The 12,240-nt window shown below is 41.4% G+C and carries 13 protein-coding genes; 2 read left to right on the top strand and 11 right to left on the bottom strand.

Translation table 11 applies throughout. The features are described 5' to 3' along the window. Window positions 1–42: 42 nt before the first annotated feature. The 9 genes from EJP77_RS01730 to EJP77_RS01690 form a co-directional block, all read right to left on the bottom strand. Window positions 43–414 carry a hypothetical protein gene (locus EJP77_RS01730; protein WP_127197462.1) on the bottom strand — a complete coding sequence of 124 codons (372 nt, stop codon included), beginning with the start codon at window positions 412–414 and terminating at the stop codon, window positions 43–45. Between the two features lie 223 nt (window positions 415–637). Continuing rightward, window positions 638–1,198, bottom strand: a complete 561-nt coding sequence (locus EJP77_RS01725; RefSeq protein ID WP_281278462.1) for a DUF4269 domain-containing protein — start codon at window positions 1,196–1,198, stop codon at window positions 638–640. Between the two features lie 252 nt (window positions 1,199–1,450). After that, window positions 1,451–2,362 carry an aminoglycoside phosphotransferase family protein gene (locus tag EJP77_RS01720; protein ID WP_127197461.1) on the bottom strand — a complete coding sequence of 304 codons (912 nt, stop codon included), beginning with the start codon at window positions 2,360–2,362 and terminating at the stop codon, window positions 1,451–1,453. A gap of 618 nt (window positions 2,363–2,980) precedes the next feature. Continuing rightward, entirely contained in the window at window positions 2,981–3,490 is a 510-nt protein-coding gene (locus EJP77_RS01715; RefSeq protein WP_127197460.1) for a dihydrofolate reductase family protein, read from the bottom strand. A gap of 306 nt (window positions 3,491–3,796) precedes the next feature. After that, the gene (locus EJP77_RS01710; protein ID WP_127197459.1) at window positions 3,797–4,234 is read right to left on the bottom strand and encodes a hypothetical protein; all 438 of its coding nucleotides are present in this window, start codon (window positions 4,232–4,234) and stop codon (window positions 3,797–3,799) included. Window positions 4,235–4,734: 500 nt separating this feature from the next. After that, window positions 4,735–5,394, bottom strand: a complete 660-nt coding sequence (locus EJP77_RS01705) for a YfjL-like protein (RefSeq protein WP_148115054.1) — start codon at window positions 5,392–5,394, stop codon at window positions 4,735–4,737. Between the two features lie 143 nt (window positions 5,395–5,537). Then, window positions 5,538–6,086, bottom strand: coding sequence for a GNAT family N-acetyltransferase (locus EJP77_RS01700; RefSeq protein ID WP_127198257.1), 549 nt, complete (start codon window positions 6,084–6,086; stop codon window positions 5,538–5,540). Between the two features lie 66 nt (window positions 6,087–6,152). Next, the gene (locus tag EJP77_RS01695; RefSeq protein WP_127197457.1) at window positions 6,153–6,686 is read right to left on the bottom strand and encodes a DUF1572 family protein; all 534 of its coding nucleotides are present in this window, start codon (window positions 6,684–6,686) and stop codon (window positions 6,153–6,155) included. Between the two features lie 195 nt (window positions 6,687–6,881). After that, a complete protein-coding gene (locus EJP77_RS01690; RefSeq protein ID WP_127197456.1) occupies window positions 6,882–7,760 on the bottom strand; it encodes a LysR family transcriptional regulator in 879 nt (292 codons plus the stop codon). 113 nt (window positions 7,761–7,873) lie between these two features. On the opposite strand from EJP77_RS01690, the gene dapA reads away from it, so the two are divergent. Next, a complete protein-coding gene (gene dapA / locus EJP77_RS01685; RefSeq protein ID WP_127197455.1) occupies window positions 7,874–8,770 on the top strand; it encodes a 4-hydroxy-tetrahydrodipicolinate synthase in 897 nt (298 codons plus the stop codon). Here dapA and EJP77_RS01680 read toward each other — a convergent pair. Both EJP77_RS01680 and EJP77_RS01675 read right to left on the bottom strand, forming a co-directional pair. Beyond that, complete coding sequence (locus EJP77_RS01680) at window positions 8,759–10,336, bottom strand: stalk domain-containing protein (RefSeq protein WP_127197454.1); 1,578 nt, start codon at window positions 10,334–10,336, stop codon at window positions 8,759–8,761. The genes dapA and EJP77_RS01680 overlap by 12 nt on opposite strands. A 213-nt stretch (window positions 10,337–10,549) precedes the next feature. After that, window positions 10,550–11,260, bottom strand: coding sequence for an alpha/beta fold hydrolase (locus EJP77_RS01675; RefSeq protein WP_127197453.1), 711 nt, complete (start codon window positions 11,258–11,260; stop codon window positions 10,550–10,552). Window positions 11,261–11,480: 220 nt separating this feature from the next. Here EJP77_RS01675 and EJP77_RS01670 point away from each other — a divergent pair, with 220 nt between their 5' ends. Next, entirely contained in the window at window positions 11,481–12,155 is a 675-nt protein-coding gene (locus EJP77_RS01670) for an SOS response-associated peptidase (protein WP_127197452.1), read from the top strand. The last annotated feature ends 85 nt before the right edge of the window (window positions 12,156–12,240 follow it).

Genomic DNA, 12,240 nt, shown 5'->3' with positions numbered 1-12,240 from the left:
CATTGAACTGGTAATCGATCCAAATGCTAAATGACTTGTGACCTAATCCAAGACCACGATTTTCTTACCAGGTAAATTAATACCAATTGCTAACTTTGTTTCATCGCTTTCAATAAAGTAAGAATTTACCCAACCTATATGTGTGCCTGATCCAAGACATATCTCTAACCTCTTTGGTACTACACTAGTATTTAAGGAGACTTGATGTTTTAAGTGTTCTACTAAGTTATTAAGGTCATTTTGATTATTTTGCTCCCAGGGAGCATCCCAGTTCATCCATTCCGTCTTTGTGGTATACCATTCTATATAATCATTGATGTCTTCCATTTTCGTTTGGCGTAAAATTATTCCATCTTGTATGAGCATCATTAAAAATCCTTTCTCGAGTCTTTCGCTTAACGTTCTGGCATTCACGAAACGACCCAGCCTGAGATAGATCTTATCTTAGGCTGGGTCGCTAGTTGTTTGCTATATCTACCGTGATTATACATCTGGCGATCAGAGGAAGGAAGTTCCTTTTGTTCTACGCAGCTGCCTGGTGGCTCCGCCGCTTGCCTCGCAGGGTTGCCTGCGTGATCCCATTTCTTGAAAATGCCTCGGGCAGAACAAGGACTTCCGTCCAAGGGTAAATACCGTGTTAGTCGCAGTCAATTGATATAAACCTCAAGTACTCTTGTAATTGTTCTTCATTCCATTGATACATCTCTAGCAATACTTTGTATGGATCTCCTTGTATCTTAAGCAGATGACCAAATGCTGGTTCGGTTTTGATTCCTCTGCTCTTTAGTTCAATAATACGTTTCTTAGCTTTAATCCCTAACAAGCTAAGTATTCGATACTCTATAATCATATGCTTATAGCCATTCTGCTGAAATGTTGATTTCGGTTGTCCGAATATCTCAACCATCCACTTTCCATATGTAAAGTAACATACCACTCTTTCAATGCTGTCCACTACAGTACTTTTAACACTAAAATCTTTGTACTTGCTATATTCTTGAATCAAAAAGTCTCGAAATATCATTGCATCTTGAAAATGACAAATGATATCTAAATCACTCGTAGGTAAGTCAATTTCTATTGGAACTGTTCCAACAAGCAATGGGTCAAATGGATTCAAGACTGTCATTATACTCAAATCATTAAGAACCTTGAAAGCATTATACTGGCGAGGATTTCCACATGCTAAATAATTTATATTTGTGAAATCACGGAATGATTTGGTTTTGATTTCTCACTCCTTTCTTCTTATGTTGCTTAATGTTGTTGTATTATTGAACCCAAAGCCGAAGGGCAATGTAGTCCTCAGGTAGCTCCCCCACTAGTCTTGTAGGTTTTTTCGCTGAACATCTTCTCAATGATCCTTCTTGCGGCCTCAGGGCCAGCTTTACCTGTCAGATGCGTGAATGCGGTTTTATCTGAAGTTACATGAAGGATGGCGCTTCTTGAATTACAGCTCAGAGTACCACTTCGGTCTAATAAGTCTAAAATATTCATGATCTTCTAACACTCTATCAATCTTATCCATCATTACTTTCGTTTCTTCTGGTTTAACTCTTATTATCCATACAATAGAGGAAATAAGACACATCGCCAAATAAAGCGAATACAGTCTCCAGAAAAGATCATTAGGCTCCGAGTATTTATGATATCCTCTAATTTGGCCAATTGAAAAAGGAACGCTTACCTCAGAACTAAACATTCCAACCTTTAGAAATTCGTGAATGGGATCACCCCAGTCGTATCTATTAAAATCTATTACACCTGAGAATTGATTGTCTTTAATTATAAGATTTCCAACATGAAAATCATCATGCTGAAACAGATTTGGCCTATGCTTCATTAGTTGAAGATGATCCTCAATAAAGGACAAAAGCCTTGAATCATCCTTAATCCTAACATTTAGCTGGAGATACTTATCAAGGTATTGTTTGTGTTTTTTAAACTTTCGCTCATACCAAGTGGAGACACTATTTGGAGCTATATATTGGTGGATTTTTTGCAGTTCTACCCCAGCTTCAAAACCAATATTGAATTGCTCTCTCATCGAAATTTTAGATAGAACTTCTGAGGCATCATCACCTTCAATGAAAGATAGTATCATGAATCCAATTCCCTGGCTTTCTAGATTGCCCATCTCTAATGGCCTTGAGCATTTCACGTTATATTCTTTCATTTTCAATAAAGCCTGGAACTCTATTTCCTTTGTAGAATACAGTTTATTATCAAAAGTTCTGAGCAGAAATTTCTGGTCATCTCTAAATACAATATATTTACTTTCACTTGAATATCCCTTGTGGATTTGTTCTATTTGAACCTTGCCATGTAAAAAAGGAATGTGTTCTATTAATAACTGCTTCATGAAATACCCCCCTGTATTAAGTCCTCTCTGGCTTAAGGGTGCCAGCCCGGGTCAGACGGGCTTAGCCATTGCAGGGTTATCCGGCTGCTTCTCTTCCTTGAAATCCCTCTGAGTCTTCTTTAAGCATTCCGAAAACCAATTGAATGAATCTCTTGATTTTCATTCTTTTCATTCCTCTGCTCAATATTTCATCTTACGTTATTCTATTCACGAACCCCGTAAGGGATTGTTCGCTGAATCCACTCTTCTGGCAATGCTCCTTGCGAACCAAGGTCCGAATGGCATAATTAGCAACTGTCCGTGGAGCCTTTTTGCAATATCAAATTTAATGGCTTATAAAGATTTTTTTGATTTTACGCTGATTTCCTATAACGTTCTCGTATTCACGAACCTTAGAACCTTAAGCCCCAAGGGGGTGCCGCGACCCGGTTAGGTTCGCAGGGGTATTGCCTGAATCATCTTCCCCGAATCGCCTCTCGGCGACCAAGCTCCGTAAGACCCGCCGCGTAAATACATTGTTATGCGCCATTACTGTCCTCTTCTAATCACCTGCAAAATCCTTGATATTGAATGTGTTTGTCTAAGTATTATTCCAACTACATCAATACTGACCTTGGGCTACTGCACATTGTATTCTAGTAATACCATTCCACTTGAATAGACACGATGATTCGATAGTACCAAGTTCCTACGCCCCTCGTACAAAGTAAACAATGGAACACCTTCCCCAAGTAGAATTGGGATAATTGCTGGTTCAACTGTATCTACGAGATTCCAAGCGAGGAGTTGTGAAAATAAATCACTTCCGCCATAAAGCCAAATATCCTTTCCGGATTCTGAACGAAGTTCGCGAACCCGAGCTTCCAGTCCTTCACTCACGATCTCGATACTGGAGTGATCACCCTGCCTTAATGTCCTTGAGGCAACGATTACTTGCTTCCCCACAAAATCCTCACCCAGGGAACTTACAATTTCATAAGTCCGACGTCCCATAATAATCGTGTCAAATTGTGCATGTAATTCTTCGAAATTAAATTCAGGCTCTGGTGTAATCCAATCAAACTCATCCTTCAGCCCTGCAATGAAACCATCTAAACTACATGCAACCTGATATCGCAACCGCCTCATACAAAATTCCTCCAGTCCATCTCGAAAATAATTTCTATAGGGATGCTTTACCCCATAATGGATTTTCTTACTTCATCGAATAACCTTAATTCAGTAATTGCAGTAATTGCCCATAACGTCTTTGTATTCTCGAACCCTCACTGGCTCAAGGGCGTAAGCCCGGGTCGTCAGACTTAGCCAGTGCAGGGTTGTCCCGGCAATTGCTTCTTCGCATCAAATACTTCCGGGACCAATGAGCCGCCAGCATTCGATTCGTGAATGAATTGTTATTAGAGGTCTACGACAACATCATAGAGATTATCTTCATTACCCTTTCCTCTCTCCAAAATTACCCCAGTACTCTTGAGCGATAGTTCTTAGTCTTTCAAGTCCCACACTCTTATGTAATTGATCAAATATTAATAATTCTACTACATTGATATTTAGGAATCCAAATATGTCATCAATGTCTGAACTGCAAAAAACTTCTATTTTTCCGTCTTTAATGTCGGTCTTTAGAATTTCAAGTTCTAACTTGTTTATTTCTTTAAAATCATATGTTTTTTTTCCAGATTCGTAGTCCTCAAAGAAAAAAACGTATGGTTTCATAAGATGAATATGGAAACACCGGAAATCTGGATTAATTCTTTCTGCAAGATACATTATATCTACAGAAAAAACTAACCGATCTGCTAAGTCAGTTATTTCACAAATTGATCCATCGTGGAAAATACTGAATAACACTTCTTGATCTTCTAGCTTCAAATCATTCACTCCATTTGATGAGCTAAATTAGGTTTGTATATTTCTTTCTCGTAGATTTCTGAGAACGTTTCCATATTCACGACGTCCCACTGGATTAAGGCATCATCAGGAGCCGGCTGATTCCGCTTCCCTGCTGACTGTCAAATGCCTCGTTCGAATCCACTTCTGACTGCTTCGTCCGGACCAAGGGACTGCGAAGCCGCCCCGCAGTTTTATTGGGTGAATAACTTGCTGAACTTTGTGAATTACATGCAAGTAGCGAAAATAATAAAGTCATTAAGACAGAAAAGAACATTACTTTTTTAGGTTTCATGTTTAATATCTTTTACCTCCATAAATTTCAGATAACGTTCTTGTATTTACGAAACCGAAAGGTTTACGGTGACAAAGTCGATCGGGTGGCTTCGTAGGTGTTGTGCAAAACCGCTTTCCGTAATGCCTCCAGCGGACAGAGGGAGCGGCAGCGACCGAAGCTTGAATGCGGTCCGAAGTATCCTACTTCACTGAATCGGCTCAGGATAATATGCTTTATTTTCTAAATCTGTAATTGTCGAAATTTCATGGTTCACATTAAAAAACGAAACATCACTGAAGGTGAAATCTATAACATTCGAAATTTCCGTTTGTTCAATTGATTCCTTTATGCCCAGAATCATTTTAAGATCCTGGTTGTCGTTTTTCCTGAGACTCCTACTGAAATGAATATTTACTTGCATTCTTAGCTGATCACGAACTTGTTCATAGGAGGGGAAAGGTTCTTTAACCTCATTTAAACCTCCTGATCCAACCAACTCAACTCTACATTTGGCGTCATTGGTATATTCCGCAAGTGAGTCGTTACATATTGCTGTTGCCTCTTTTGTCCATAACGAATGGGGATAGTTATCCCATAAACCGTATCCTTCTCGCTCAGATACCTCAAATTCAGTTTCTAAAGTTGTAACATGGGCACTGTATTGGCCCTCCTTAAATCCATAGTATTCAGATTCAACTGAGTAGCTTAGCTCAGGATATTTAAGACTCAGGTACTCCTCAACTTCTTGTTTGAAGTTAGCCTTTCCCCAGGGTGTTCCCCCGTTCAATGTATAGTAAATGTGAACAACAACATAACAAAATGCTAGGGTGATTATTATCGATAAGAAACGTAAACTGGTTTTCATACTTTTTACCCTGCCTTCCAGATATTTCACCTAACACAATCCCACGACACCTGTCGCGTTCACACCTGCTTCAATATGTATATCTCTCACTTATTTACTATTTCAAGTATACCTCCTCACCCCCGAAGGGAGTATCCCCGAATTCACGCCTCAACGTTAACCATTGCTTTTTTTGCAAACCATTCATTTTCTAACATACTCATTTCCCACACACTCCAGAATGTGTTATCCATATTTCTTGCCTCGCGGATTAGTCCTTCTTTTACAAAGCCAGCCTTCTCATAGCATGCCAAAGCAGCGAGATTGAAATCTAACACACCCAGACTAACTCTGTGTAACTTAAATTCATCAAAAGCTATTTTTAAAACCTTTTCTATCATCAATTGCCCTATGCCTTGTCCTGTTAAACTTCTTTTTCCAACCAAAACCTTGCCTACTCTTGCAGATTTATTGACCCCATCCATTTGTAAATTGATGTGTCCGATCACCTCATCGTTCTCTTCAAGAACGACTCTAAAAATAAGGACTTGAGTATTTTGAGAATGGGTATTCTTAATGTAGTTGTCCAATTGTGGCACATCTAGAGGGAACCTAAAGGTTTGACCCCCCCACTGAAATAAAAACTTTGGAGTATCCATCCATTCAATAAGCTGCGCAAAGTTGGTACGTTCGAACTGCTCCAGTCTGATCATCAAATCATCGTTCCTTCCCTATTTAATTCACTCAATGATATTAGGAGTTATATATATTTGCGCTAGCTAGTGGTATTGACCCGTTATATGTTCATCTGTGTTTAATAACATTTTGGTGAGCACTACGATCTGTCCAGCATGGTACCCGTAATGTGCGGAGACCTGAACAAGCAGTCGGTTAACCATTCTTGTATCGCAGGCTTCGTGGACAGGTGAATCAATTCGGTGCATACGCCTCCAATCGTCCAGATCATAGCGGATAGTGACTTCTCGTGAGAGATCATCGTTTACCAAGGCACATAATACACTTTCCGACTCGGCTCGAGTTCGGCGTAGAAGGCCAATTAGCTCCTCCTTTGATATTCCCCCACTTGTAGTGAATTCGCGAGAGCGTTCCCGTATGAATGGCCTGTTACCAATGGAGCTCACTAAATTCTGATATTCGTTTCCCGCCAAATGGTGGCATAAGTTGCCTATACTATTCATGGTTTCCTTCATACGCTTCCAAATAAGTTCATCGGTCAGCAGATTTAAGCTCTGTTCGATTCGATCAAGCTGCTTGTTCATGTCTTCCATTACATCCTTAATAAGTTCAACCATGATGATCCCTCCAAAAATAATATCTCGAAAAAAGTCATCTTGCATATGGAGCTGGTTCTGATTCCTGTTTATATTTTACATACCAGCTCACACATCTGGTCTAAGTCGACTGAATCTGTTCTATTTATCTCTTTCATGTTCGTCGGAACACGTAAAGTCTCTTTAAACTCTATCGAAGACTTTAACTATGGGCGGCTAAGAAAAGCTTTTTAAATTCTCTAGAAAATAACGTAGTGCGTTTGAAACCCACTTTTTCGGATGTATAACGAGCTGAATGGATAGCTTGAGCTCTGAATTGTCAATGGGCAGAACCTTCAGTTCACCACGCTCAATCTCCTCGATTGCAGCCATTTGCGGCAGGATGGATATCCCATTCCCTGTCTTGATACTCCTCTTAATCGCTTCCGGATTCCCAAGCTCCAGGCCGATACGATAATTAATTCCATTTGTACGAAGCAATCTCTCTAAGAGCTGTCGATAATTACATGTATGCTCAGGCATGATCCACTCTGCATTAACAAGATCGGCGAGTTCAATTCTGTCTCTCCCAACTAGTGGGTGCTTAGGATTGACAATCAGAACAAGCGGTTCTTCCTTAATGGTGATCCATTGTAAGGTCGGTTCATTGGTGCCGTCAGCGAGAATAAGCCCCACATCGGCTTCCCCCTCCTTAACCTGGTGAACTATGGACTCTTCTCGATCCGTATGTAGTCGGATGTTTAGCTGTGGATATTCCTGTCGTGTTGCCTGGATAAGGGGAGCTAGAAAATAAGAAGCAATAGAGTCTATACTGCCAATCGTCATTGTGCCCCCTCCTTGTTTGGCCATTTTCTCCCTGGATTGATCCAAAAGCTCCAGCATTTGTCCAGCAAGTCTGAATAATTCTTCCCCGGATGAGGTCAACCGGATCTTGTTATTGCTGAATCGCTCAAACAATTGTACTTGATAAGCCTTTTCAAGCTTTTGAATTTGAGTAGTGACACTCGACTGAGCATAGCCAAGCGCCTCTGCTGCTCTGGTAAAGCTTTGACGGATCGCTACTTCCCGAAAAGTCTGCAGATAGATGAAATCCATTGTTACCACCTCATCGAAAATATTGATTATAGTTATCAAGCAATATAGATAACTGTGATGCTTCCAACCATGTTACATTAGATCCACTTCAACAGAAGGGGGATCACTCAATTATGCTAAACGAACAACATGTTCATGGTATTTTCATTCCGGTAATTACACCTTTTACGCATGACAACCAGTTAGATATCCACTCCTACCGAAATTACATCACCCATCTCGCAACGTACGACATCCAAGGTCTGGTGATTAACGGTACCACAGGAGAGTCGCCAACCGTCTCGTGGGATGAAGTGAAATTGATGATTCAAGCTGCACAGGACATTCTGGCAAATATGCATAAAAATATTCCAGTTATCGTCGGAACGGGTACAAACGACACTAATCTAACGGTTAGTAGGACAGAATCCGCTGCAGAATTAGGAGCAGACGCGGCGCTTGTAGTTACTCCTTACTACAGTAGGCCGACACAGGAAGGCATTCTGGAGCATTTTCGGCGGGTATCGCAAGTTGGCATTCCTGTTATAGTGTATGAAATCCCTGCTCGTACAGGCACTCGGATCCTCGTGGATACCTTGAGGAGAATCATGGAGATTGAAGAAGTGATAGGTTTAAAGGATAGCTCTGGAGGACTTGATCTGCTCACAACTTTGAAGCAGTATGATACCAAACCAATACTTTGCGGAGAGGATGCCTATTTCCATGCGATGTTGTGTAAAGGAGCCGCAGGCGGCATGCTTGCATCTGCTAATATTCACACCCAGCATTTTATTGAGGTATACCAGCGTTTTGCTGCTGGTGATCAGAACGGGTCAGGTGGAATCTTCAGTATGCTGGAATCCATGATCCATCTTTTATTTGAAGAGCCTGTTCCGGCCCCGCTCAAATGGCTGCTTGCCCAGCAAGGGGTAATCGCCACCGAGCAGGTACGTCTGCCGCTTATGCCAGCAACGGATAGGCTAAAACAGAGGCTAATGGACTCTATCTCTCACTTGAAGCTACCTATTTGAATAACTGAAAGTCAGCTCTTGTAAAGGAGAATCTTCGCTAACTGTAAAATCAGTAGGGCCTTCCAATTTAAACATTTGTTGATGAGTTGAGTATTCACCGAGATGATAGGTCCCTGGGGGTAATGATAGATCAAATCTACCCTCCACTACAGTAACAAAAGAATAGCTCCCATTATTATCGCTAATGGATAATGCTCCAATCTTAATGTCCTCGTCTTTTCCGGTGATTGTTCCTTTTATATTAATTCTTGGAAGTTTCAATGATGCAGGTTTGATGACTCCATGATCTATGCTAATAAATGAGTTCACCGGGAACCGGTATAAAGTGTTTTGCTGCCACACATTGATTAATTTATAGTCTCCGTCAGGAACATCAAGAAAGGCTTCCTCTCCCGACCATGTAAATGATTTTTCCGATATACCATTTTTAATATTCGTTATAACAAGCGAACCTTCCCTTGCAGGGGTCCCATCGTTATTCTGAATAGCAAAAGAAGGGATTTCATGAGTCGTACCAAGAGTTAGCCAGCTAATAATCCCTTTCGACTGTGCTCTTTCGTACGGAGTAACTCCGACAGAATCGGGACGATAAGGATCTGCTCCTTTACTCAGTAAAGCTTGTATTATACTGTAACTGCCTGCGTTAACGGCAGCTGAAAGTGAACCATCATTAGAGGGATCAGCACCGTAGTCTAACAGAAGGTTCACAAGTTGGAGGCTTGGGCGTATCTCAATTTCAGACCTATCTGCCTGAATAGAATGTATTGTCCCGGAAGCTTGAGATAAAATTGAACCCGTGGAGTTCCAATTATAGTTAGGATCCAGGCCATGCTTGAGGAGCAATTCTAACATCTTTGCGTTGCCAGACATAATCACTCTGAAGGCATTACTAGGACGAAATTCTCCGTTTTGCTCAAGTAGAATCTGGGCAACTTCTGTCCGATTAAATGTTATCGCATAGTCCAAAGCCGTATTATCCCCAAACTCTTTCAATACAAGATTTACATTCACTCCGCGGCTTATCATAGTTTTTATTGTAGCTGTATCCCCATTACGGGCCGCTTCATACAGCAGTCTTTGAAACTGGTACATTTGCGCTTCACTAAATCCGACTTGTATCTGTCTTTTAGCACGGTCATAAGTGATATCCTTGTCTAGAATTAAGGACGCAAACCGGGCAGGCACATACAAACGGCCGTTTAGAACAATTGGCGCAGTGGGAAGTGCAAAGGTTTGTTTACCTTTAATTGCTTTTAACGAGTTTAACTTTCCTTCAACACGAACTTCACCCTTGGATACAGTCAACTTATCTTTCTCTAGTGTCACGTTAACTCCAACGAGAGCAAAAAAGGACTTGGCGGGAAGCAGTAAATTATCTTTTATCAAGATTGCCGGGACATTCATTACTGCAGCTTGGTGATCAATAACTAAGGAGGTAGATTGTAAGGCCTGTTGCTTCTGTGTGACTTTGTCAGGGGCAGCAGATGCGGAAGGTACTGATATTACCACGGCAGTCGCAGTAACTGAAGCAACTAGTAGACTAGTTATTGTTTTCAATTTTTTCATTTTACTCTCCTAACGAGTCGAATTTCATTCTATAGATTCTCTAAATATACAGAAATATACATTTATACCTTCTATATTCTCCATATTCTCGTATTTTCCTTTCTCTTATTTTCTTTAACAAAATCGATCTACACCCATAACAAAAAGCCTGATAATTCAGGCTTTCAACATGTCATTTATTAAATTTCATATCGATTCATCTATAGATTCCAATCACGTTCCCGGATAAAGTTCATGAATTTTGGAGACCAGATCTTCTGAATTGGTGTGGAACATCTCGTTAGAATCAGTCCAGGCCGACTTTAAAAAATACGATGCGTGAAATCGCCATCCCTGATGCGCCGGATTAAACTCTACTTGAATTTCTTGTCCGGGTGCCCCTCGGTAATATCTGGAACCCGGTCTGCGCCATCTCCCGATTTGGGTAATCCTGTCTGGATTCTGGCCGGTAATGTATGTAAACCTGCTATTGTATGGAATATCCTTCAAAAAGAACTTGGGGCTTCCTACAGCAAAGATCTGAGCCCGATCATCCCCGTATTCCTTCTCCAAAAAAAGTCCAGTACGATAAGCCATCACACCTCCAGCACTATGTCCGATAAGGATGACATGATCAGCATCCGCTATATGCTCATGAATGATTTGCGATGCCTTTATGACCCTTCGCGACAAGTCGCGGGCGAGATCGTATCCAACCTCAGCAAGCTGCCGGACAAGAAGGCGAATTAAAGAGGAACTCTTCGTTCCGTTTGCAGTTCCGTACGGAAAGATGACCACAATTTTGGCGTTTCGATATCTTTTGGCAATCTCGTTGGCAGCATCTTCAAAATTATCCCGATACGTCAATACTCCGGCAAAAAAGCATACCACCGTGCTGCAATTCTTACTACATGTGCTGCTGGGGGATACGTAGGTCTCGAACATGGTTAACTGCCCCCTTTGCTATGTTTCCAGGTTAGTCTACATCAATTCCCATCTTGTTCCAGACCCTATACAGCATTGTAATCCTCCCTATATTTAAGTCAAGAATTTATATGTGAAACTTGATAGTCGAATAACCATTTACTGATAACTATTCACTTGGCATTATGAATAAATTTCCTCTTTTGACTAACAATACACCGTATAGGGAGGCTGATGCTTCATGTGTCAACGATTTTCCATGGCGGCAGAGCTGCCTGAGGTTCAGGAGCATTTTCAGATAGAACGAATGATGTATTACTACAAAAACCGTTATAACATAAGTCCAACCCAGCAGACCCCGGTGGTGCTGCAGCAGAACGGTGAACGTATTCTTGATGAGTTCCGCTGGGGTTTCATACCTTATTGGGGTAAGGATGCGATTAACGCAGATCTTAGAAATGTGCATAAGAACCCCAGCTACCGCAAAATGGTAGACAAGCAGCGGTGCGTGATCCCGTGCAACGGATTTTACTATTGGAAAAAAGAAGGCAAAAGGGAATACCCTGTACGTATAGTTATGAAAAATCGAAGCTTGTTTGGGGTCGCCGGGCTTTATGAAATATGGCGGGATACACGCGGAGAACCGCTACGCACTTGTACCCTTGTCATGACAGAAGCCAACCCGCTGATTGGCGAATTTGAAAGCCGTATGCCGGCGATTCTGTCCGCGGAGGACATGGCCCTTTGGCTCAACGAGGGGACGAACGATCTGGATGCGCTCGATCCAATACTTAGGCCCCATTCGGCCGAAGAGATGGATACGTACGCGGTAACGCCGCTAATTGATGATAATAGGCACGATTCGGTTGAATGCATTCAGGAAATGGATCTGGCCCGGGCCTGGGTAAAGCGTTGATTTTTTATTCTCAAGCCTACGACTACCCTGCTCCTCTAAAGGAACACTGTACAAAAAGACTACTACCGAATGCAAAGGCAGTAGT

Source organism: Paenibacillus zeisoli, from assembly GCF_003994465.1.
Classification (GTDB): Bacteria; Bacillota; Bacilli; order Paenibacillales; family Paenibacillaceae; genus Fontibacillus; species Fontibacillus zeisoli.
Note: the sequence above shows the minus strand (reverse complement) of the source record. Positions and strands in the feature narration are given on the sequence as shown.

Excerpts from the sequence above, each read along its gene's own strand:
- EJP77_RS01720 (WP_127197461.1), bottom strand. The coding sequence starts at position 2,362 with ATGAAGCAGTTATTAATAGAACACATTCCTTTTTTACATGGCAAGGTT.
- EJP77_RS01705 (WP_148115054.1), bottom strand. The coding sequence starts at position 5,394 with ATGAAAACCAGTTTACGTTTCTTATCGATAATAATCACCCTAGCATTT.
- dapA (WP_127197455.1), top strand. The coding sequence starts at position 7,874 with ATGCTAAACGAACAACATGTTCATGGTATTTTCATTCCGGTAATTACA.
- EJP77_RS01715 (WP_127197460.1), bottom strand. The coding sequence starts at position 3,490 with ATGAGGCGGTTGCGATATCAGGTTGCATGTAGTTTAGATGGTTTCATT.
- EJP77_RS01680 (WP_127197454.1), bottom strand. The coding sequence starts at position 10,336 with ATGAAAAAATTGAAAACAATAACTAGTCTACTAGTTGCTTCAGTTACT.
- EJP77_RS01690 (WP_127197456.1), bottom strand. The coding sequence starts at position 7,760 with ATGGATTTCATCTATCTGCAGACTTTTCGGGAAGTAGCGATCCGTCAA.
- EJP77_RS01700 (WP_127198257.1), bottom strand. The coding sequence starts at position 6,086 with ATGATCAGACTGGAGCAGTTCGAACGTACCAACTTTGCGCAGCTTATT.
- EJP77_RS01675 (WP_127197453.1), bottom strand. The coding sequence starts at position 11,260 with ATGTTCGAGACCTACGTATCCCCCAGCAGCACATGTAGTAAGAATTGC.
- EJP77_RS01670 (WP_127197452.1), top strand. The coding sequence starts at position 11,481 with ATGTGTCAACGATTTTCCATGGCGGCAGAGCTGCCTGAGGTTCAGGAG.
- EJP77_RS01695 (WP_127197457.1), bottom strand. The coding sequence starts at position 6,686 with ATGGTTGAACTTATTAAGGATGTAATGGAAGACATGAACAAGCAGCTT.